This window comes from Peribacillus acanthi, from assembly GCF_003073175.1.
GTDB lineage: Bacteria > Bacillota > Bacilli > Bacillales > DSM-1321 > Bacillus_BN > Bacillus_BN acanthi.
Map to the genome: position 1 here is coordinate 432 of NZ_QBBX01000018.1, position 22429 is coordinate 22860.

Sequence of the window (22429 nt, forward strand, 5' to 3'; positions counted from 1 at the left end):
TCAGTTAAAGACCCTTTTGCACCATACTGATATTTCCCCCAAGCAAGAAAACCGGCATAAAAAGGATTGGTTACAATTCTTTTTACCTTTTCTTTAGTCCATGAGTTACCTTTATTTACATTAGAAGGGAGCGTTGAGGCAATTGAATCAAAACCTTCACCTTTTTTATATAACTCAAAAATTGTCTTAACAAGTTCTAATTCTTCAGGATAGGTCGAGAAAGTTTGTGCGTCTTTATTATATCTATATCCAAATGGAGCTTGTCCGCCTGTCCATTGCCCTTTCTTTGCTCTAGTTATATGGCTGTCGCGTGTGCGTTGTCTAATATTATCGGCTTCAAATTTCGTTAAACCGTCTTGAAGGAGCTGGACGATGATATTATCCGTTTCTGTATAAAGAGATTCTGTAGCACTTTCAACAACAGGAACACCATATATGTTCATGGTTGTTCTAATGAATTGGTGTTCCATAGGATTTCTTGCAATTCGGTCATTTTTGTACACAATGACAAAATCAAAAATTTGAGTTTCTAAATCAGAAAGTAGTTCTTGTAGTTTTTTTCGACTTGCTAATGGTGTTTTTGTTGCTGAAACAGCAGGATCTAAATATTCTTTGATAATCTTGCATTGATATTTATCCACAAGATTATCCACAGAGTTTTGTTGTAACAACATTTCTTGCTTGTCTGTGGAGTACCTACCGTAAAAAGCACCTTTCATTCCTGGCTTAAGTACATTAGCTAACACGAGTTTGTAACACCTCCTTCATTGTAAGGAATGGATGTTTAAACACAATATGAATGGTATTTTGTTCGACTTCAACCTTTGAAACGAGATCTTCAAATAGAACACATGGGTAGATATCTTTAAAATTATAAGTATCAGGAATTGAAATTTCGTCTTCCACTGATTCTTGCATTTCAAGGATTGCATCTTCTACTGATTGGATATGTTTCTTTTGTTTATCAATTTGCTCATACAAATTTAATAAATTTGCTTCGAGTACCTCTTTCTCATATTGACGCTTTTCATTCAGCCATTTTTCGGTTGTACGTTCTAAGCGTTGGTTAAGTTTATGAAGGTTTTGTTTAATTTCATCCTTTGTTTTCTGTAACACCCTTGTCATTTCATTGTTATGTCTCTTATGAAATGCTGGTAAGTGTGTTTTTAATAATTCTTTAAAAAATTGTTTACAGGAATCCAGTACTTTTTGTTCAAGTTCTTCAATCTCCACATTAATTTTGTGACTTTTACAACTGTAATAGTAAATCTTTTTCTTGTCTTTTATACCTTTTTTAGATTGTAACGGCGTTTTGCATTCTTTACAGTATGCTAGGTTTATCAATTGAAAATGTACTTTATCTTTTTCAGCTTTCTTTCTCGTCATTGTTAGCGTTTCAAGAACTTCTTGGGCAACTAGCCATTCTTTTTCAGCAACAATGGCAAGGTTGTCATATCTACTTTTTAACGTTTCACCAGAAAGATTTAACAACCTAAGCCCCATGTAAGTTGGATTTGAAACCACACTTCTTATCATTTGAGAAGTCCAATTTTTATCATCACGTCTTATTTTTTTCTCTTTCAAATAGTCTGTGAGCTGTCTCATTGTTGTAAATTCTTTTGAGTTAATTGCTTCAAAAAGTAATTTTACAATTCGTAATCTGTCTTCATCTCTAACAACAGTTTTTGATTGTTTTTCATATTCATAACCAAAAGGAAGATTTCCAGGGGTCTTTCCTCTTTGAAAGTTAGCTTTGATAGTTTCTGATATACGTTCAACAATTTGTTCACCTTCACGTTGAATAATTCCTGCCATTAATAGTTCAATGAGTTCTCCTGCCGGGGAGAATTGAATTGGAATTTCATTTTCAGCTGTGAAGTATACATTAATCTGTTTGTCTTTAAGTAGTTGAAAGATATGCAAATAATCAAGTGCGTTTCTAGCCAAGCGATCCCGTTTATATACAAATACATTCGTTACTTCTCCGGTTTCAATCTTAGTAAGTAATGAACAAAGTCCTTCACGCTCTTGAATAGATTTTGTTCTTCCTGATACAGCATCGTCTATAAACTCTTCATCAATAATTAATGCCTTTTGATAAGAAAGATTCCGAGCCAATTGACGTTGCATTTCAATGGAGTTCTCTTGAATTTTTGTAGATCGACGATAATAGGCAACTGTTTTCATTTTCTACCTCCTTATCTTTTTTATTTATAGATATGAATGGTTAGAAGGTGCTAGTCCACTGACTTGAATCTTTCCTGAATCAATTTCTCTGTAACTAGATTTACATAAAGTTCAAACCACTTTTTTGCTGCTTCTGGATCATGGACATAACTTATCGACTTTATTGTAAGTGTCTTCTTCTCTTTCATATAAATCATCCTTTCACTGGAGGTTATTACAATGTTCAATAATTTCGGAAAAATACTTCGTTCTATACGTGAACAAAAAGGATATGGTCTAAATCAATTTGCCAATAAAATTGGTGTATCACCGGCTTATTTAAGTAATTTAGAGACAGGAAAATCCGATACTATAAAGCTGCAAGTGTTAAATCAATTAGCGGAAGAATTTCAGTTACTATCTGTGTATTCATCTGAAGAAAAATTAGATGAATTTAGTTTTCGTGTTTCAAGAGCAACCTCCCAGCTAGCCCATATTCATAAATCCAACCCCAAACTTGCTGAGTTCCTATTAGAGACTATAGAAAAAGGAACAGAATTGACTGCTTCATATAATGCAACAGATGATTTTGATAATTATCATGTGCAGTAAGTGAAATCCTATTCATAAAAATAAATAGTTGTTTATCATAGTGAATAAAAATACAAAAAGAAGAGAGCCTACTCCATAACAGTGGGCTCTCTTCTTTTTTCTACTGAGGTATAGTTTATTTCTATTTCTTTCATTCTTTCTTCTCCAATTTCTTTTTGGAGCAAGTGGCTTACAGCTGCGAGTTTTAGTTTCTGTTCCAATTTTAATAACTTTTCTTGAAGCTGTAGGTAATGAGTCTGTTCTAATTCTTTAATGTTTGAAAAAGAGATGGTACCCGATTCAGTGTTGAAAGAAAAAGTCGTTTTCACTGCCAACCTAATCCCCCCTTAATCCAAGCTATGAGGGAAATGTTGTTTTCAAAACTAAATCTTCAAATTCATGATTTAATCTTTGAATACATATATATCAGACAAGCACAAGACAAGGAGCAATGCGTATGTATCAGCCAGTTGGAAAAACCTATAAAACAATAGCCATATATTGTCGTGTTTCTACTGATGAACAGGCAAGGGAAGGTGTTTCCCTTGCTGAACAGAAAGAACGCCTGTCTGCCTATTGTCGTGCAATGGGATGGAATATCGATACAACCCTTTATGTTGATGACGGCTATTCTGCTAAGAACATGGAGAGACCACAATTAACAAAACTTATTAATGCTGTTAAAAACGGTATCATCTCCAAAGTCATGGTTACAAAACTTGACCGAATGAGCCGTAAGCTTTTAGATCTCCTTCAATTAATTGATTTATTTCAAGAAAATGAAGTCTCCTTTATTTCAATCAGTGAATCCTTTGATACCAATACCCCTTCGGGTCGCCTTACCCTACAAGTATTAGGAGCCGTTGCAGAATTTGAACGGGAACGTATACGGGAACGTGTTCTAGATAACATGTTTCATGCTGCGAATAGCGGAAAGTGGCTTACTCAAAGTCCTTATGGTTATGATTTAGTAGAAAAAGAACTCTCCATAAACGAAAAAGAATCTCTTATTGTAAAGAAGGTATATGACCTCTACCTTAATAAGGGCTTGGGGTACTATACTATTGCCAAGAAATTGAATGAAGAGGGTATTCCGTCTAAGTACAATAAAGAATGGTCTTTAAGATCCATTAAGTTGATACTTACAAATCCAGCTTACAAGGGCACGCTTGTCTGGAATCGTACAGACTCAAGTAAAAAAAAACGTAAAGAGAAGGAAGAAGAAGAATGGGTAACAGTTGAGGATTGTTTACCTGTCATTATTGAAAAGGAAACGTGGGATGCAGTACAAGAGAGGATTAATAAGAAACCAATGGCATCTCGTGCTCAATCAAGTCCACATTTGCTTGGTGGTCTATTAAAGTGTGGAAAGTGCGGTGGTGGTATGAGTATTTCTTGGTCAGGATCTAAAAATAAAAGATTTCGGGTTTACCGTTGTTCTAATAATAAAAATAAAGGTACCTGTACAAGTAAGCAATATCGAGCTAACGAAGTCGAGGAGTGGTTTAAACAAGGACTACTTGGATTAGCTAGTTCATTAAATCACCAAACAATTATTGAATTTTCAGAAAAAGAATCCATTAGTTTTGATACTAATAAAGAGCAAAAAGTACGAACAGCTCAAACACGGTATAAAAGGAAAGTAGAGGCTTATACTGTTGGGTTGATTGGATTAAAGGAATTGAAGGAAGAGAAAGACAGAATGGAACAGGTTATTGAGGCACTGAGTAATGGGAAGAATACTAATAAGAATATTGACTTAAAGAGTTTACAAAAGAAGATCGAGGAGAAGATGAGATCTATTATTGATGCTATGGGTATTTTGCCTGTTGAGGATACAAAGGCTTTGATTTCAACTCTTGTTTGTAGAGTGATAGTAAAGGGGGATAAGGAATTGGAAATACTCTTGTCTACTCCTTAGCCCCTATTTTATTGATATAACATTTTTAATTTTCACTTTAATTAAATAACTATGAATCTATTTATTTAACTCTATATACTGAAATAACAAAGGGACAGAAGTAAATCTTTTTAGAGATTCACTTCCAGTTGAAATACTGTTCCAGCTTTCTATGTACTGTTCTTCGTAGCTTTCTGAAGAAAGTCTAGGCATATATTGGGCTAAAAATTCCTCAATTGGCTGTTCCAACTCTTCTATAAACGATTCAATTTTATCTAGTTTTTCATTTTGAGATGGATTTGGATCATCAAAGATTACATGTTCTAAATTCCTTGAAAAAAAATAAAGTTGATAATTATACTTTTTTGAGACAATTTTATTAATAGAATTCATTGTACGAATATTTCTACTTCGATCATTATTTCTTAATATAATATTATTTTTTTGTGCATCAGTAGGTACACTTATACAAGTATCTTTATATAAAGTAAGTGGTAATTGGGATTGGTCTACAATAACACTGTCTTCAGGTATAAAACATCCATCTGTATCAAGTATATGAAGGACCGCAAGGATATCTTGTTGTTTAAACTTTCTTTTTATTAGGATTTCTCTTACTTTATCACCTATAATATCCCTTATAGGCTTTCCATGTTGACTTGAATTATAAAAAATATCTCCTCGTTGTGGTTCGAATCTAATATCGTGTTGAACAAATTTCTCCCTAAGTCGTTCTATTAATAGGGTCTCATCACATTCACCTTCAACAATTATAAGGACTACTTTCTTCTTTTGTTTAGCCATTCAACTTACCTGCTTGTCTAAATGATTTTTTAATATCGTACAAATCAGTTTCGCCATATATTGATTCAGCTTGACCACCAAGTTGTACTGCACGTAAGTAAATATCTCTAGCATTACTTAATTTCTTAACACCTTTCAACTGAAGATAACGATCATTTTCATTAAGAGTAGTAAACCAAAGATTTCTTATAGGTAATACTTCTAATATACGAAGATTATGTGAGGTAAATAAAAGCTGTCCTTGCCCATTTTCACTAATTACTTCTAATAATTCACCAAGAAGATATTCAAATATACCGGCATCTAATTCATCTATTACTACACAGGCATTTGGATTATTATAAACTGCGATCAATGTACTCAGTATAGAAATTATTTTTAATACGCCAGATGATTCGCTTCTTAGTGGTAACTCAATATTTTCTTTAGTAGATAAGAACTCAAATCTAATTCCATCTTTTCCATTATCCAATTTTTCCTGATGAATTTTTCTTATTTTTATTTGTAGTCCTGGAATAATAGTCTTAAGTACCACGTTAATTTGTTCTATTACTTTTTCTATTGTTTCAAATAGTTCGGGTGGTAGAACTGTTGTATCTCTTAATTCATATGGGATGTGACCACGAATATTCTCTACATGGATACTGAAAGGCATAATAATATTTGAGATAAGAAGTCCATACTGAACTGTGTCAATTACATGAAAATCTCTATTGAAATCACGAGTAAGATTTAACATAATTTCATTCTCAATTTCATTTAAAAATACATCATAGATTTCTTCTAGCTCATCTCTAAATATAAAAGAAGTTGCATTGTCATTAGCCATCCTATTTGCAACTAAAACAGCCACCCTAATGTCTTCATTCATTGAATTTATTTTTTTATTTCTAATTGAAATTTCATGATTATCTTTATTAAAAATGTCCTTTAACTTTTTTCTGTTCTCATTTTCACGATAAGATATTTTTTCTTTAATAACACTTAACTTTTCTTTTCCAGCAGTAATTGTTGTCTCATATTTGACAAAGAATTCTCCAAATCTATTTTTAACAATGAAATTGAAAATTAAATCAATTGAATTTTCGTTATAATACAACAAATGATTTGACACATCCGGCAATTTACGAGTATCCAATAAAAACTTAAGTAAATTAAACGCTTCAACTACAGCAGTTTTCCCAGAACCATTTTGTCCATAGAACCCTATAACGTCAGCCAATTCTAATGATTCAAAAGTTGAGTTCGTATTAAAAATTCCCTTTTTTACATTTTTCAAATTTTTAATCTCAACATTTTGTACTCTAATAATATTTGACATAATAATCCCCCTGAGGATTTTTATTATTTTGTTATTAATATATCACAATGAGCTTTTACCATAAGTATTATAGAAAATATTTTAACAATTTTTTAGTTATATATGTATTTTTTTAAATAATTAATATATAAATTAGTCAATTTTTCACCTTTTTATTCACTTAGATAATAAAAAAACTAAGTGTTGCTATATACTATGTCATATTTAAATTAAAATTGACAGTATTATCTGAAAATTAATCGTAATAATTTTTCAAAAAACCTAATGAGCTGCACTCGAAATCTTTGGTATACAAGGGGGATGTTTTAGTAGAATCCAACTAGAGAGATTATGATAAAGGTCACCATTGATTTCATCTTGTAGGCGAGCTTGATAGGCTTTCGTTTCTTTACGTACCATCTTCTTTTCAAAGTTACCCAAAAATCATTTGATTGACCAACAGGATGTTTACTTACCTTGTGTTACAATAATAATGTCCACTAAATCAAATATTAAAGAGTTGATTCAACCAGCAATAGATGTTTTGTGGAACGCGAGGGGTTGCAAAACCTCTACCTCAACATTCTTTTTACTAAAAGTCATTTATGATAAAGGGGATTGTGTTTCAGGTGCAAAGAAAACGCGTTTTTATCAGTTATAGTTGGGATTCCGAAGCACATCAAGAGTGGATTCTCTATTTAGCAAATCGTTTAAGAGATAAAGGATTAATTGCTGAAGCAGATGTTTTTGAAACTCAGCAAAAATCAGTCCATCTCAATAGAATGATGGTTGAAAAAGTAAAAGATAGCGATTATATCATAATTGTGTTGACAGAAAACTATGCAAGAAAAGCAGATAACTTTGAAGGTGGTGTTGGATTTGAGTCTCAATTAACCCTCCCATTATTGATGGAAAATCCGAATAAATTAGTTCCCATAATGCGACATCAGGGAGACTTCAATAAGGTATTTCCTTTCCACTTCAAGGGTCATTATGCAGTTGATTTTAGCAAAGATGAGACATTTGAAGCTAAATTTGAAGAATTAATCTATCGGCTTTATGAAAAGCCACGCTTCTTCGTACAGCCTGTAGGTGAAGTTCCAACGCTTGAACCTAAAATACCTTCAAGATTAACTACAGAACAACCCAAAAGTATTCCTGAAACTGCGGAATTTGATTTTTCCGATTTAGATATACAGAGTCACAAGCGTATTACAGATCGGGAAATTGAGAAATTTATGAAAGATAGCTTCAAGCAAATGGTTCGTATATTCAAAGCACTTTTCACACAATTAGAATCTACAAATCCCAATTTTGAATTTGACCAGGATGATGTAGATAGCCGTAAAACCATTTTCAATTTGTATAATGATGGACGAAATGCAACAACCATTAAGATTTGGTATGGGGGTTCATTCGGGCGAAATTCCATTAATCTATCCTATGGAAGACATATCACTATGTCGGACAATTCTACCAACGAAATGATTTATTACGAGACTGATGATAAGAATCAGTTAAAGTTAAAAATGACGATGAACTTTTTGGGAAACAAAATTGCATCTACCCCAGATGAAATTGTGAAGGAAGTTTGGCGTTCTCATATTTCCCATCACTTAAAATAGGACAAACACAAAATTCCGACAATAAAAAAAATCACGTCAATTGTCAAAGAAAATTCTAAAGGCTTTGAGTTCGGCTATGTTCGAGAAAAAAAGAATAGGAAAAACAACTTGTCGATCCTATTTCATTAAGATAATTAAAAGTAAATCGATTAACAAAAGCATCGATGTTATCATCGATGCTTTTCATTTTTTTATTAAGGATTACTTTTTTCTACTCTTTCATAAGAAACATCTATGACCAGGTATTTTATTCATTGATAAAGTTACCACTATTTATCTTAATCTTATTAAAATTTTATTTAATGGTTTAATCGCTAGTTATTCCTCAATAATCTGGCCAGTTTGTTGTAATACATTTGTATTAACCAAAAAATTTTTCTTCTTATTGTATTAAAGATAATGAACCACTTAGTAGAATAATGAAACTAAAATCCGATGTGTATTGAAGTAGAAAATTGCACTTTATGTGCTGACTAAACTTTTCCAAATATAGTATAATTAATCTAAAAACTAAGCGCCTTTGAGATACGAAGCCCAGCCTTCGTTCATGATTTTAGTTTCCAGCTGGGGCCAAAAATACAGCATTTCATCACGCATCATCGTAAGGATGTCCCGCTGCCAATCTGTCATATCTCTGCTGTATTGTTCAATAAATAACATAATATCCTTTTCTGGCTGAGGCGGGAATTTCTTCTTTTTCTTTTCAGGCTTCTTCTCTTCCTTCTTCTCCAGATTCCAAAGATCATCATATGGAGTGGAAGATTGTTTGACATCTGCTTCTTCTAAATCATCTACACTCCAAGAAAGCTTTGGTCGAACCAAAGAAGGATCAATATGTTCTTCTATTGCTAAGACAGCATCGAGGAATGATTCAACCTCTTGCTTCCCGTAGAGAATTTCATATTGGCGAATACGATCAGCCGTTGCAGCCATACTCTCTACCATATCCCGTTTTGTATTGCTGAATCTCACATTATTTTTAAAGAAGTCACAGTGCGCCAAAACATGGGCAACAATTAATTTGTTTTGAATCAATGAGTTGGAATCCAATAGGAAGGCATAGCAAGGATCTGAGTTGATAACCAGTTCGTAAATCTTACTTAATCCAAGGTCATAATGAAGCTTCATCTTATGAAATTGCTTACCAAAACTCCAGTGGGAAAAGCGTGTCGGCATCCCGTATGCCCCAAACGTGTAAATAATTTCACTTGGACAAATCTCATAGCGCATCGGATAAAAATCAAGCCCAAATCCCTTTGCAATCTCCGTAATTTCTGCAATTGCATATTCTAAGGCCTTTTGTTCAGAAGCTCTCATGTCCCTCTCCCCCTTCTACCTCTTATCCTCAATGTATGAAAAAAACAGGCGAAAATGACGTATAGAGGCAAAATTGCTGATGTCAGTACTGTCAAAAAATCGTCACATACTACATAGAAATTACTCCCATTCGTCGATTCGTATTATTCAACGGCTTCATAATTCGATAGAATAAGTAGGACTCAGACAATATTAGGAGCGATTCCTTTGAACAGACATATTACTTTATTAGAAGAGGCAGGAAGGTTTATTAATACCTGCTATACAGAACTAAACAAATCAGACGATGAAAAAAAACAGCGTTATCATGAAATATATGAAGAAATCATGAAGACAGACTCTTACACACATACCTTAGAGGAATTAATGCACGGAGCAAAAATGGCGTGGAGAAACAGCAACCGTTGTATAGGCCGTTTATTCTGGTCATCCCTTCATGTAATTGACCGTAGAGATGTGAAAAATGATCTCGAGGTTCGTGATGCTCTTTTCCATCATATCGATTATGCGACTAATAATGGAAAGCTCATCCCCACCATCACTATTTTCCCTGCTGAAAAAAACGGAGAACAAACCGTAAAGATTTGGAATCACCAATTACTGCGTTATGCAGGATATGAAACTCACGAAGGCATTATAGGGGATACAGCTTCATTGGCTTTTACTAAGGTATGTCAGGATTTAGGTTGGATGGGGAACGGAACCGATTTTGACGTTTTGCCATTAGTATTTCAAACGAATGGACATGCTCCCAAATTTTACGAAATCCCTTCGAGGATCATAAAAGAAGTCCCTCTTACTCATCCCGAACTAGAAACCTTTTCAGAATTAGGGTTAAAATGGTACGCTGTGCCTATCATATCAGACATGAAGTTGGAAATAGGGGGCATTACCTATAATGCTGCTCCATTCAATGGCTGGTATATGGGAACAGAGATTGGAGCGAGGAACTTGGCAGATGTGTACCGTTACAATATGTTACCTCGGGTAGCAGATATTTTCGGTATGGATACAAGCCTTAATTCAACGTTGTGGAAAGATAAAGCATTAATTGAATTGAATATTGCTGTCCTACATTCCTTTAAAAGTGCAGGTGTAAGCATTGTGGATCATCATACTGCCGCCCAACAGTTTAAACTTTTTGAAGAAAAAGAAGCTGAACAGGAGAGGAAAGTAACAGGTGATTGGACATGGCTGATTCCTCCCTTGTCCCCTGCTGCAACTCATATATTTCATAAGCCATATAAAAATGAAAAAGTCACCCCTAATTACTTTTATCAAAAAAAGCCATATTGATAGAAATCTTGGCTATCTTTACGTTTTTCAAGTATAAGAAAAGGGATGCCTAATGATTCAGGCATCCCTTTTCTTGTTCTACTATATTAATTTTACAACAATCGGATAAACATAAGGCTGTTTAGGTTCTTTAGTTGTCTTCCATTTTTCCACCTGGATAATGGGAAGGTCCATTTCACCATACCGCCCCAATTTAATAACCCCTTCTGCTTCTACCCATGTATCGGGCTTCAAACCATCCGCTTCATCAAATTCCGTCAAAAACCCTATTACACTGGCATCCGCAACACAATGGGTGACGAGGAATCGTGAAAGTACTAATTGATTGGAACTAAATCCTTCTTCTTTATAGACGAAACCTTTGAGCTTTATCCTCTTTCCTTCAAATGGTTTTAAGTCTTGAGAAATCAACTCATAATACGTGGAAAACAGGTCATCTTTCATATCAATAAAAGACTGTTTCTGTAGCTCCGCTTGCAACTTTTCAAATTTCTCCTCAGACATTTCCTCTTCATTAAAGGAAAGGTCTGGGCCGTGTTCTCCTGGTAGAGATTGTTCATCCAAGTCTGCTGCTATATCTTCTTCTATATCTTCTTCTTTTCCTTCAGTATTTTCCTCTTCCGATAAATCTCCTTCAGGAGAAGTTTTTTCTGTCTCAGCAGGCTTTTGGGACTCCCTTGCCAATAGAGCCCCTCCCTTACTTTGCGCCATAGACGCATCTAACGTTTTTGCAGGAAGTAAGAAACCTGTAATTAATGGAAGTAAGATGATTGCATATGATACTAGTTTTTTATAAGTAAACGGCGTGTGTCCATGATCATGATGACATGCATCACCATGGTCACAGGTTTGTACGTGGTGTTCTTGTATTTTCCCTTCCCATACCCTTGTCAGTTGGACAATAAAAAGGAGGAAGAAAATCAATGCAGCAATTTTACTTAACCCTTCATACTTTGGATTGATGTATTTATCAATTTCACCCTGCCAGTGTAAGGACATTATGAATCCTGAAAAAGCTAGGATAATAAACGCTCGAAACGCTTGTTGAAATGAAAATTTCATCTAGTTTCCCTCCCCTCTATAATCCAAGGATAACCTTGCTGACTAACATACCGATAAAGACCGTCATGGTGATGACCATTAATAACACTATTACAAATTTTGTCCTAAATACACTAAGCATCATAATAGTATTCTTCAAATCAAGCATAGGACCGTAAATAAGAAATCCTAGTATAGCAGTGGTTGGGAATACACTTTTAAATAAAGCTCCAATAAAAGCATCCGCTTCGGAGCATAAAGATAAAAAGTACGCTAATCCCATCATAACAAGAAGGCTAGAGACCGTTCCATCCCCAGCTTCTAACAATGCTTTTGTCGATCCATACGTTTGAAGTAGAGCTGCAAGAAAAGCCCCAAAAATCAAATATCTTCCCATATCAAAGAACTCATCAATCGAATGCTTAAGCATGTCCCAAAATTTATTTAAAAATGTTTGATGATCATGAGCATGTTCATGATTAGTTATGGAGTTTTCATTCTTTAATTGATTGCCTTTAATGAACCAAGCAATGACCAAAGCAATGATTATGCTGAATAAAAACCCTAACCCCATACGTAATATAGCCATTTTAAGGTCGTTACCAAATGCCATATATGTGGAATAGATTACGATAGGATTAATAAGAGGTCCCGTTAATAAAAATCCAATTCCTGCGTATAGCGGGACACCTTTTTTAATCAGTCTACGGACAATGGGGACTATGCCACATTCACATGCTGGAAATAATGCACCAATAACGCAGCTCATGATTACAGCAAGGTATTTGTTTTTAGGAATCCACTTTTGGATATGTTCTTCTCTCACAAAAATCTGAATGAAGCCAGCTATAAGGACTCCAATAAGCACGAAAGGCAATGCCTCAATTAAAATACTAATGAAAACGGTATTCATTTGAAGAATCTTAGGTGATGCATTTACTGAATCACCTAAGACATTTCCAAAAGAAAATAAATAGATCGCTAAACAAATCAAAAAAATACCTGTTATATCCACAATATGAGATCGAATAATACGAAACACGACAGCCTCCTCAATTGATACATAAAATAATTTTTAAATTGAACTATCTAGAAGTGTTTTACCAAAAATATTATCGTAACCATTACGATTTGTAAATTATATTCTTTTTTTACCAATTGATTCATCGTGCTTATCATGTAATAGAAAAAATCCTCATACAATGATTATAACGTAATTTAAGGAGGGAAAACATGCAAATACACGTGGTACAGCCTGGTCAATCTTTGTATAGTATTGCACAAGGTTATGGGGTGACTGCTGAGCAAATTATTCGCTCAAATGAACTCCAGACTCCTAACGAATTAGTCGTTGGGCAAACGATTGTCATTCCGATTACAGGAAGTTATTATTGGGTCCAGCCAGGAGATAGCCTCTGGTCCATTGCCCGAAAGTTTGGAATATCTGCACAAACTCTTGCCAGTGTGAATCGTCTTTCACCCTCTACGCCCTTACAAGTAGGTTTTCGAATGTACATCCCTCCGACAAGAAGAGTACAGGGCGAGTTTAATGGATATATTGAACCGAGAGGCAATACCGTTTCAAAAGAATTAGAGGAAAGTGCAAGAGAAAACGCACATTATCTAACCTATTTGGCCCCTTTTAGTTTCCAAGCATTAAGGGATGGCTCACTAAAAGAACCACTTTTAAACAATTTTCCTGAAATCGCTAGACAAAACCAAGTAGTTTTGATGATGGTCATCACCAATCAGGAAAACGATCAATTTAGTGATGAATTAGGTCGTATTTTATTAAATGATATGAACATCCAAAACAAATTTTTAGATAATATAGAAGCTACTGCTCAAAAGTATGGCTTCAAAGATATTCATTTAGACTTTGAATATCTGCGCCCTGCCGATCGAGAGGCATATAATGCGTTTTTAAGAAAAGCGAAAAGTAGGTTTTCACAGCAAGGCTGGCTATTATCCACAGCATTGGCTCCAAAAACAAGTTCCGATCAAAAAGGAAAATGGTACGAAGGGCATGATTACAAGGCACATGGAGAAATCGTGGATTTCGTGGTCATCATGACCTATGAATGGGGCTATAGTGGTGGACCAGCCATGGCAGTTTCTCCAATCGGACCAGTCCGAGATGTTTTAACCTATGCAGTCAGCGAGATGCCAGCTTCAAAAATTATGATGGGTCAAAACCTTTATGGGTACGACTGGACACTTCCATTTAAACCTGGTACGGTTGCAAAAGCTGTAAGTCCACAGCAGGCGATACAGATTGCTAGAGAAAATAATGTAGCCATTTCATACGATTACAAGGCTCAAGCTCCGTTTTTTAAATATACAGCTAAGGATGGGAAACAGCATGAAGTATGGTTCGAAGACGCAAGATCCATCCAGGCCAAATTCAATTTAATAAAAGAGTTAGGGTTACGGGGGATGAGTTATTGGAAGCTTGGTCTATCCTTCCCTCAAAACTGGGCGTTGCTCGAGTACAATTTTAATGTGGTAAAAAGAGCGTAATAGGCTAAAAATAATAAACTTCCATCAACTAAGGGACAATTAAATCCTAAATTGATGGAAGTTTCACTTTTATTGAAAATGGCTTTATTTTATCTTTATAAACAAAAATAGCCCTTGAACTTTCACCTGTTAAATGGTAAAGTTAGAGGGTTACTGCATCTGTGTGAATAAACAGATTTATATATTTCCTACTTTATCATACAACACGAAATACCTTGTTGTCAAATTTTTTTTCAGGAGTGATGCCTTAATGGAAAAAAAGCAAGATTGGATTGAAGAAACCAAACGGTTGCAACAAGTTTTAAATGCCATTGATCAACAAGTTTATCACCTATCTGGAAATCTAGGTGAAATCAAAGAAGATATTATTGATATGCGGAAAACTTTCTGGGATGATGTGACGGTCAATGTTGATAATTTTAACGAAATTATTGAAACTTATCATAGCATTAAACAAAGGGCTGAACTATTAGCAGAACGAGAACGCAGCCATAAACATCATCAACTTAACCAAAAGCGATTAGAACATATTAAGTCCTCTCCTTATTTCGGAAGAATCGACTTTCAAGAAGATGGAGATTCCACTATAGAGGATATATACATTGGAATAGCTGCTCTCATGGATGAAAAGGGAGAGAATTTTTTAATCCATGATTGGCGAGCGCCGATTTCTAGTATGTTCTATGATTATCCACTTGGAAAAGCCAAATTTGAAGCACCTGGCGGGACCATTACAGGTAATCTCCTTTTAAAAAGGCAATACTTATTTAAAAACGGTAGCTTAAGAAGCATGTTTGATAGCAGTATCAGCATCGGGGATGAGCTCCTTAAAGAGGTCTTAGGGGATTCATCAAGTACAGCCATGAAAAATATCGTTGCCACCATTCAGAGGGAACAAAACGCGGTTATTCGTAATACAACTAGTAAGATGTTGGTTGTTCAAGGTGTAGCTGGTAGCGGCAAAACATCCGCTGCTCTTCAGAGGGTTGCATACCTCCTATATAGATATCGAAGTAAGTTGGATGCTGATCAAATCCTGTTGTTTTCTCCTAACTTGCTTTTCTCGAGCTATGTTTCAACTGTCCTGCCTGAGCTAGGAGAAGAAAATATGCAACAGCTGACGTACCAAGAATATGTAAACAACCGACTTGGCAGCAGTTTTGAAATCGAAGGTCCTTTTTCTCAATTGGAAGAAATTCTAACTTCCCCAGCCAAAGCGGATGAACGTCTTACTTCTATACGTATTAAAGCAAGTATGGATTTCCAAAAGCAATTGGATGAATTTATTCTCACTCTAAATAGTTCAGGCATACATTTCAAATCAATCTTATTTAGAGGTCAAACATTAATATCATCTATTGAAATCCTTAATTATTTTTATCAATCAAAGACTTCACTGCCGATTTCAGATCGATTACGAAATACAGCAAAATGGTTGTTGCGTAATTTAAAAAGACTAGAAGAACAAGCATTAAATGAAAATTGGGTACAGGAAGAAGTTGAATTACTCCAATCAGAAGATTACTTGGAAGCCTATAAACATGTACAAAAACATCAACAAAATGATGATGACTTTGCTAATTATGACAATGAACAAATGTACTTGCACAAGATGGTTACAGAACGTGCCTTTAAACCACTTTACTCTGCTGTAAAAAGCTTAAAATTTTTAAAGACAACCGAAATTTATTTTGATTTCTTGCGCTGGACATTTAACCTGCCCCCTCATCCTGAAAAATGGAAAAAAGCTTGCTTAGTTAGCATTGAGAAAATGAAAAATAGAATACTTCCATTTGAAGATACTGCCCCATATTTATACTTAATTGACCGATTAATCGGAAAAGTTTACCCGACACCAATCCGGCATTTGTTCATAGACGAAGCACAAGATTATTCTCCATTTCAATTTGCTTATTTTAGACAACTCTTCCCTGTTGCGCGAATGACAATTTTAGGGGACCGTAACCAAGCGATCTACGCACATAGTTTAAATAATGACTCCATTTTAAATGGTGACTTTTTTTCTTCAATAGAACATGACGCAATAAACTTTTCTCGGACATATCGATCTACAAAACAAATTGTTAATGTAACAAAATGGATTATTGATGATGGAGAAAATATTGAACCTTTTAACCGAAATGGATTAATGCCTACATTAACTATCACAAATATAAATGATGAACATTCTAACGAAATCATTTCTTGTGTAGAAGAAATCAGAACTCACGGTCATGCCACGATTGCTATCATCTGTAAGACCGTGCAAGAATGTAGAGAAGCCTATGGAGCATTAAAGGATAAACTGGATCTAATCTTAGTGGATCAAGAAGCACGTTCCTTTGATAAAGGAGTTATACTTTTACCTTCTTATATGGCTAAAGGAATAGAATTCGATGCAGTAATCATTTATGACGCATCTGAAGCAGTCTATGGAAAGGAATTTGAACGAAAATTGTTTTATACAGCTTGTACCCGTGCTATGCATGAATTACACGTGTTTAGCAGAAGTGCAATAACTCCTTTCTGGTCTAAAGTACCTCAAGATAATTATATTTTGAAAAAATGATAATTATAAAATGCCGGGATTTTCACCAAATTCCGGCATTTTTTCTGATTTATTTCCCGTCTTTATTAGCAGTACGACCTATTTCCTCTAATAGCATAAATGGAATCAATTTGTTTCTCTCCCATTCCTCTTCAAATTCTGATAAAGGAGGATGTCGATTTTCTATCAATTTACACAATTCCAGCGTTAAAGCTGGTCTTTGGAAAGTAGTTATAAACCAATCCGTGTAGCCTCCTCCCACCGCTCCTTCATCAGGCAGGTCTAGTTTGTAGCCAGTCATTGTAGCTGTTTTCTTAGCTATCGAGAAATCCCTTTCAATATTTTCCACCTTATTGTGGTAATACCAATATATTTCTTGCCCGGTAGTATGATAAGCAACAGCCATTAATGGACTAAGCTTATAAGTGATGTTTACCATCGCAATGGTTTCTTTTGTGGCAACCGGCTTCTTCCCTCGATAAAACTGGTAATATGGACGTGTCACATCTTGATCTAAACCTTCCCATCCCGCAGGATATTGCCTGTTTAAATCAATGCCAATTCCATTTGCTTTCCATCTAGTGAAATTAGGTGAAAAACCATTCATTTTTAATATTTCCCATTTACTCTTCCAATTTAAATTGGATAAGTTTCCTTGCTGTATTGTGACCCCATCTGGATTTAGCATTGGCACAATATATAGAGATATCTCATCGAGTTTACCGCTATCGTAGCCTTCAAAACTATTCCTGTATTGATAAGATTTCGCATACTCTTCTAAAATTCTCATTAGCATTAAAGTAGTAAACCATTCACGACCATGGTGTGCACCTATCAAAAGTATCGTGTTTTTCCCTTTTCCAAGCCTTACTCCCCATAGTTGCTTTCCAAAATGACTTTTACCAATTGACTCTATTTGTAATGCTTCCGGATATTTTTTAACTAATTCGTTAAGGTCTTTTGTCATATCACTATAGCTATATGTATTAGATGTATTAATTACTTGAGCATGAACAATAAAGGGCTGCAGTAGTAGTAAAATGAATATGATGAATTTCTTCAATCTCTTCCCCCCTACATTTTATGCTGGTAATAATCCACATCCTCGATACATCAATATGACCAACTTTTACAATGAAATCTTTCCTCCTTCCTAACTCACACTATTAACAACTCCTAGTAAGGAGGAGACAACATGAATAACACCGATTACGATAGAGCGTTGTATTATACCCATCGATCTGAATGGGACAATTTATTGATCCTAATGGTTCGTACAAAGGATCAGTTTTTATCGAAAAAAATTGAGCTTTTCCTTCACGCCTACCGTTTTGAAAAGGACTATGAGCTAATTCAAAACAGGCTATATGATTTACTTCGTTACCTTGACCATGCTGCAGAATCCACTTTTCCAGGAGTCGCATTGCACGGTTAATTATAGAGTCTGTACTCGCTCCAAAAAATATTCTTAACCATTCGTTGCGGGACTATGGAAAACGCGTAAGCACCTTGCAAGGAAGAAACGTCAGCACATTTCCGTCACACCCTGTGGCGAACACTGACGCCATCACACCCTGTATGTCTGTACTAGACGTTGAAGCTAAATTACACGATAAAAAGAGGGTCCCGTCAATTGGACCCTCTTAAATCATTTATATCAACTCTTGAATCAATCTCATGAATTCCTCTGTAGAGGTAGCTAGTTTTTGCTCTGCCTCTTCCATTGTTTTACCTCGAACACCAAAATAGAATTTAATTTTAGGCTCAGTACCAGAAGGACGAAGGCAAATCCATGTTCCATCCTCAAGAGTATATTTTAAAACATTTGATTTCGGAAGATGGATGGCTTGGTCTGTTGAATTGACTAAGTCGTATTGTGTACTTGTTAAATAATCCTCAATCTTAACAACTTTTTGTCCAGCCAATTGTAACGGTCGCTTGCTGCGGAAATCGGAAAGAATAGATTGTATTTGCTCTGCACCTTCCTTTCCTTTTAACGTTAGCGAGCGTAAGCCTTCAAGGAAGAAACCGTATTTTTCGAAAACTTCTAGTAATCCTTCGTACATCGTCATGCCTTTTTCTTTATAATAAGCACACACTTCCACTGCAAGAATCGCTGCTTGGACCGCATCTTTATCTCGAGCAAAGTTTCCAATTAGATATCCATAACTTTCTTCATACCCAAATAAGAAGGTATGCTCCCCTGTTTGTTCATACTCTTTCATTTTTTCAGCGATAAATTTAAAACCAGTTAATACATCAACCGTTGTAAGATTATGATGATCTGCTATCACTCGACCAAGCTCAGAGGTTACTATCGTTTTTAAAACCACTCCATTAGCAGGAAGCATTCCTTTTTCACTTTTGGATGAAATTATATAATCCAATAATAACGCACCTGTCTGGTTCCCTGTCATCACCACATATTCTCCATCAAGATTTTTGACAGAAACACCTAAGCGATCAGCATCAGGATCTGTGGCAATCAAAATATCTGCCCCTATTTCCTCACCCTTTTTAATAGCTAACTCAAAGGCTTCATGCTCCTCAGGATTAGGTGAAGTCACTGTTGAAAAATTCGGGTCTGGTAACTCCTGTTCTTCCACTACTGTCACATGTTGATACCCCATACTCTTAAGAGCATTTCTTACTGATTTATTCGCAGTACCGTGTAATGGCGAAAATACAATTTTTATATCTGAAGAATTGGCGAGCTGTGGATTCTCCAAAATTGTTAATAATTTTTGATTATATGCTTGGTCGATTTGCTCCCCAATTTCAATAATTAATCCCTTTTCTCTTAATACTGCTTCTTCTTCAACCTCTAGAGCCAACTCGTCTTCAATCGCATTTACATATTTGATGACTTCATCAGCTGGTCCTGGTGGTAACTGCGCTCCGTCAGGTCCATAAACTTTATAACCATTATATTCTGGAGGATTGTGACTAGCCGTAATCACGATTCCTGCATACGCATTTAAGTACCTAACAGCAAAAGATAGCTCCGGCGTAGGTCGAAGTTCATTAAAGAGATACACTTTAATACCCTCACTAGCTAGAGTTTTAGCTGCTTCTAAAGCAAATTCAGGTGATTTGTGGCGTGAATCATAAGCAATAACTACTCCTCTATGTACCGCTTCTTCTCCATGGGATAAGATATAGTGAGCAAGACCAACAGACGCTTTACGGATGGTGTAGACATTCATACGGTTTGTACCGACACCTATCTCGCCCCGCATACCACCTGTACCAAATTCAAGATTTTTATAAAAGGCATCTTCTAAACCTTTTTCATCATTTTTCAATTTAGAATACAGTTCGCTCAATTCTTTATCTAGACCTTCATTGTTTCCCCATCTCTCAGCAGTTTGCTTCCAACTCATTTCTCTTCACTCCTATTCATAACTTCCATTTTCTAAAATAATTCGATACGTGACCTGGATATCCCTTTGAATATTATGTATAAATCAAACAGAAGAATGACAGGCCGCATGTACAATAAGCAGCCTGTCATTTCTTTATTTTTTACCTTGTCGATATTGAATTTTGTAAATATCGTGTCTTCGGTCCTTCAATTGTTTCACTGTACCAGATTGTCGTTGACGTCGCAATATTTCTAAATCCACGTCCCCAATCAAGACCATCTCAATATTTGGATTTGTTTCTCCTACAATTCCATCACGGGCAAATTCAAAGTCCGATGGTGCAAAAATTCCTGACTGGGCATATTGGATATCCATGTTTTCTGTTTGCGGAAGATTCCCTACAGTCCCTGAAATGACTGTATATATTTGATTTTCTACAGCACGCGCCTGAGCACAATATCTTACGCGAAGATATCCTTGACGATCTTCCGTACAGAAGGGAGTAAATATTATTTTAGCTCCTCGATCTGTCGCAATACGGGCCATTTCAGGAAACTCAATGTCATAGCAAATCTGAATGGCAATTTTCCCACAGTCCGTATCAAATACCTTTACAGTGTCTCCTGGACTGATCCCCCACCATCTTTGTTCATTAGGTGTAATATGGATTTTATATTGCTTTTCAATGGTACCATCTCGTCGGAATAAATACGCGATATTATAAATATTATCGTCATCTTCTTTAACAAAATGAGATCCACCTATTATGTTTACATTATATCGATCAGCTAGTGTTGTGAATAATTCAATATACTGCTCAGTGAATTCAGCCAGCTTTCGTACTGCCATACTTGGGGATCGTTCATTTAAAAATGACATGAGCTGAGTGGTGAATAGCTCTGGAAACACCGCAAAGTCAGCATTTGCATCAGATGCGACGTCAGTAAAGTACTCCACTTGATTCGCAAAATCCTCAAACGATGTAATTTGACGCATCATATACTGGACCACACAAATTCTAACTGGCTGAGAAGTCCGGTAGTGCCTGTTTGTCTTTGGATGATAATCGAAGTTATTCCATTCCATAAGGGTGGCATATTTATTGGATTGTTTATCATCAGGCAAATAATTTGGATTAATCCTCATTAGTGTAAAACCATTCAACAATTGGAAGCTAAGTACAGGATCATAAATTTTATGTAAGGACACTTCCTTTACATACTCCCTAGGTGACAATTCGTCAGCATGTTTATGGTAATTCGGAATACGTCCACCTATGATGATACTTTTCAAGTTCAATTGCCTGGCGAGCTCTTTACGCGCCTCATAAAGTCGATGACCTATTTTCATTCTTCGATACCCTGGATGGACCATGACCTCAATTCCATAAAGGTTATAGCCATCAGGATCATGGTTCGTGATGTACCCACCATCTGTTACATCATCCCAAGTATGGCGATCATCGTATTCGTCAAAGTTGATAATTAAACTAGAACATGATCCAATGATTTCCCCGTCATATTCCGCACAAAACTGACCTTCAGGGAAAATTTCTAAATGACTTTCCAATTGAGTTCTCTTCCATGGTTCCATCCCCGGGAAGCAGATTGCCTGTAAAGCGATAATGTCATCAATATCCTCATGTTTTATATTTCGAATCATCATCTTTTTTTCAAATTTATGTAAATCCAGGTTTGACACAAGCTTTCACTCCTTTTCATTAGGTATTTAACCTGAAGAAAACTTTTAAAACCTATCTCAGTATTCATAATATGTAGTATTTACAATTCTTATATTTTGTTTCAAATCAAAATAAATTGCTCTTTTCGGATAAATCTGTCTGAAGAATATAAAGTTTATCCGTTGATTCCCGCTCCTGGCACTACCTTTGGAGCTACAATCAACTCAGATAGTTAAAGAAATATCTCACTTAACTACAAACTTTAAGATAATAGC

18 protein-coding genes and 1 pseudogene are annotated in these 22429 nt (G+C 35.4%); 7 read left to right on the forward strand and 12 right to left on the reverse strand.

What is annotated here, in order from left to right; translation table 11 throughout:
• The 3 genes from DBX25_RS16150 to DBX25_RS20865 form a co-directional block, all read right to left on the reverse strand.
• Positions 1–746: recombinase family protein (locus DBX25_RS16150; protein ID WP_240620366.1), on the reverse strand; the 746-nt coding region annotated here is incomplete at its 3' end.
• Complete coding sequence (locus DBX25_RS16155) at positions 736–2187, reverse strand: recombinase family protein (RefSeq protein ID WP_108671829.1); 1452 nt, start codon at positions 2185–2187, stop codon at positions 736–738. The genes DBX25_RS16150 and DBX25_RS16155, both read right to left, overlap by 11 nt.
• A 50-nt stretch (positions 2188–2237) precedes the next feature.
• Positions 2238–2375 carry a hypothetical protein gene (locus DBX25_RS20865; RefSeq protein WP_170110138.1) on the reverse strand — a complete coding sequence of 46 codons (138 nt, stop codon included), beginning with the start codon at positions 2373–2375 and terminating at the stop codon, positions 2238–2240.
• Positions 2376–2406: 31 nt separating this feature from the next.
• On the opposite strand from DBX25_RS20865, the gene DBX25_RS16160 reads away from it, so the two are divergent.
• On the forward strand, positions 2407–2778 hold the full coding sequence (locus DBX25_RS16160) for a helix-turn-helix domain-containing protein (protein WP_108671830.1): 372 nt from the start codon (positions 2407–2409) through the stop codon (positions 2776–2778).
• Between the two features lie 68 nt (positions 2779–2846).
• Here the strand turns inward: DBX25_RS16160 and DBX25_RS16165 are convergent, their stop codons facing one another.
• Positions 2847–3092, reverse strand: a complete 246-nt coding sequence (locus tag DBX25_RS16165) for a hypothetical protein (RefSeq protein WP_108671831.1) — start codon at positions 3090–3092, stop codon at positions 2847–2849.
• A gap of 122 nt (positions 3093–3214) precedes the next feature.
• Here DBX25_RS16165 and DBX25_RS16170 point away from each other — a divergent pair, with 122 nt between their 5' ends.
• Entirely contained in the window at positions 3215–4678 is a 1464-nt protein-coding gene (locus tag DBX25_RS16170; RefSeq protein WP_108671832.1) for a recombinase family protein, read from the forward strand.
• A 57-nt stretch (positions 4679–4735) separates the two neighbouring features.
• Here the strand turns inward: DBX25_RS16170 and DBX25_RS16175 are convergent, their stop codons facing one another.
• Positions 4736–5461: a hypothetical protein gene (locus DBX25_RS16175; RefSeq protein WP_108671833.1), complete on the reverse strand. Its 726-nt coding sequence runs from the start codon at positions 5459–5461 to the stop codon at positions 4736–4738.
• Positions 5454–6782, reverse strand: coding sequence for an AAA family ATPase (locus DBX25_RS16180; protein ID WP_108671834.1), 1329 nt, complete (start codon positions 6780–6782; stop codon positions 5454–5456). The genes DBX25_RS16175 and DBX25_RS16180 overlap by 8 nt, the downstream gene beginning before the upstream one ends.
• Before the next feature lie 608 nt (positions 6783–7390).
• Here DBX25_RS16180 and DBX25_RS16185 point away from each other — a divergent pair.
• Entirely contained in the window at positions 7391–8386 is a 996-nt protein-coding gene (locus DBX25_RS16185) for a toll/interleukin-1 receptor domain-containing protein (RefSeq protein WP_157950997.1), read from the forward strand.
• A gap of 525 nt (positions 8387–8911) precedes the next feature.
• Here the strand turns inward: DBX25_RS16185 and DBX25_RS16190 are convergent.
• A pseudogene (locus DBX25_RS16190) lies at positions 8912–9703 on the reverse strand (SpoVR family protein); the annotation flags it as partial.
• Positions 9704–9910: 207 nt separating this feature from the next.
• Here DBX25_RS16190 and DBX25_RS16195 point away from each other — a divergent pair.
• Positions 9911–10999: a nitric oxide synthase oxygenase gene (locus DBX25_RS16195; protein ID WP_108671836.1), complete on the forward strand. Its 1089-nt coding sequence runs from the start codon at positions 9911–9913 to the stop codon at positions 10997–10999.
• Between the two features lie 81 nt (positions 11000–11080).
• Here the strand turns inward: DBX25_RS16195 and DBX25_RS16200 are convergent, their stop codons facing one another.
• Together DBX25_RS16200 and DBX25_RS16205 are read right to left on the reverse strand one after the other, a co-directional pair.
• Entirely contained in the window at positions 11081–12061 is a 981-nt protein-coding gene (locus DBX25_RS16200) for a TIGR03943 family putative permease subunit (protein ID WP_108671837.1), read from the reverse strand.
• Between the two features lie 16 nt (positions 12062–12077).
• The gene (locus DBX25_RS16205) at positions 12078–13082 is read right to left on the reverse strand and encodes a permease (protein ID WP_108671838.1); all 1005 of its coding nucleotides are present in this window, start codon (positions 13080–13082) and stop codon (positions 12078–12080) included.
• A 191-nt stretch (positions 13083–13273) separates the two neighbouring features.
• On the opposite strand from DBX25_RS16205, the gene DBX25_RS16210 reads away from it, so the two are divergent.
• Positions 13274–14560 carry a glycoside hydrolase family 18 protein gene (locus DBX25_RS16210; RefSeq protein WP_108671839.1) on the forward strand — a complete coding sequence of 429 codons (1287 nt, stop codon included), beginning with the start codon at positions 13274–13276 and terminating at the stop codon, positions 14558–14560.
• 250 nt (positions 14561–14810) lie between these two features.
• The gene (gene helD / locus DBX25_RS16215; protein WP_108671840.1) at positions 14811–17129 is read left to right on the forward strand and encodes an RNA polymerase recycling motor HelD; all 2319 of its coding nucleotides are present in this window, start codon (positions 14811–14813) and stop codon (positions 17127–17129) included.
• Positions 17130–17178: 49 nt separating this feature from the next.
• Here the strand turns inward: helD and DBX25_RS16220 are convergent, their stop codons facing one another.
• A complete protein-coding gene (locus DBX25_RS16220; protein ID WP_108671841.1) occupies positions 17179–18171 on the reverse strand; it encodes a M14 family zinc carboxypeptidase in 993 nt (330 codons plus the stop codon).
• Between the two features lie 132 nt (positions 18172–18303).
• Between DBX25_RS16220 and DBX25_RS16225 the strand changes: the two genes are divergently transcribed.
• Positions 18304–18543: a YhdB family protein gene (locus tag DBX25_RS16225; protein ID WP_108671842.1), complete on the forward strand. Its 240-nt coding sequence runs from the start codon at positions 18304–18306 to the stop codon at positions 18541–18543.
• A 217-nt stretch (positions 18544–18760) separates the two neighbouring features.
• Here the strand turns inward: DBX25_RS16225 and DBX25_RS16230 are convergent, their stop codons facing one another.
• Positions 18761–20491, reverse strand: coding sequence for a phospho-sugar mutase (locus tag DBX25_RS16230; protein ID WP_108671843.1), 1731 nt, complete (start codon positions 20489–20491; stop codon positions 18761–18763).
• 135 nt (positions 20492–20626) lie between these two features.
• Positions 20627–22138, reverse strand: a complete 1512-nt coding sequence (locus tag DBX25_RS16235) for a bifunctional GNAT family N-acetyltransferase/carbon-nitrogen hydrolase family protein (protein ID WP_108671892.1) — start codon at positions 22136–22138, stop codon at positions 20627–20629.
• Between the last annotated feature and the right edge of the window lie 291 nt (positions 22139–22429).

Excerpts from the sequence above, each read along its gene's own strand:
- DBX25_RS16155 (WP_108671829.1), bottom strand. The coding sequence starts at position 2,187 with ATGAAAACAGTTGCCTATTATCGTCGATCTACAAAAATTCAAGAGAAC.
- DBX25_RS20865 (WP_170110138.1), bottom strand. The coding sequence starts at position 2,375 with ATGAAAGAGAAGAAGACACTTACAATAAAGTCGATAAGTTATGTCCAT.
- DBX25_RS16160 (WP_108671830.1), top strand. The coding sequence starts at position 2,407 with ATGTTCAATAATTTCGGAAAAATACTTCGTTCTATACGTGAACAAAAA.
- DBX25_RS16170 (WP_108671832.1), top strand. The coding sequence starts at position 3,215 with ATGTATCAGCCAGTTGGAAAAACCTATAAAACAATAGCCATATATTGT.
- DBX25_RS16175 (WP_108671833.1), bottom strand. The coding sequence starts at position 5,461 with ATGGCTAAACAAAAGAAGAAAGTAGTCCTTATAATTGTTGAAGGTGAA.
- DBX25_RS16180 (WP_108671834.1), bottom strand. The coding sequence starts at position 6,782 with ATGTCAAATATTATTAGAGTACAAAATGTTGAGATTAAAAATTTGAAA.
- DBX25_RS16200 (WP_108671837.1), bottom strand. The coding sequence starts at position 12,061 with ATGAAATTTTCATTTCAACAAGCGTTTCGAGCGTTTATTATCCTAGCT.
- DBX25_RS16210 (WP_108671839.1), top strand. The coding sequence starts at position 13,274 with ATGCAAATACACGTGGTACAGCCTGGTCAATCTTTGTATAGTATTGCA.
- helD (WP_108671840.1), top strand. The coding sequence starts at position 14,811 with ATGGAAAAAAAGCAAGATTGGATTGAAGAAACCAAACGGTTGCAACAA.
- DBX25_RS16225 (WP_108671842.1), top strand. The coding sequence starts at position 18,304 with ATGAATAACACCGATTACGATAGAGCGTTGTATTATACCCATCGATCT.
- DBX25_RS16230 (WP_108671843.1), bottom strand. The coding sequence starts at position 20,491 with ATGAGTTGGAAGCAAACTGCTGAGAGATGGGGAAACAATGAAGGTCTA.
- DBX25_RS16235 (WP_108671892.1), bottom strand. The coding sequence starts at position 22,138 with ATGATGATTCGAAATATAAAACATGAGGATATTGATGACATTATCGCT.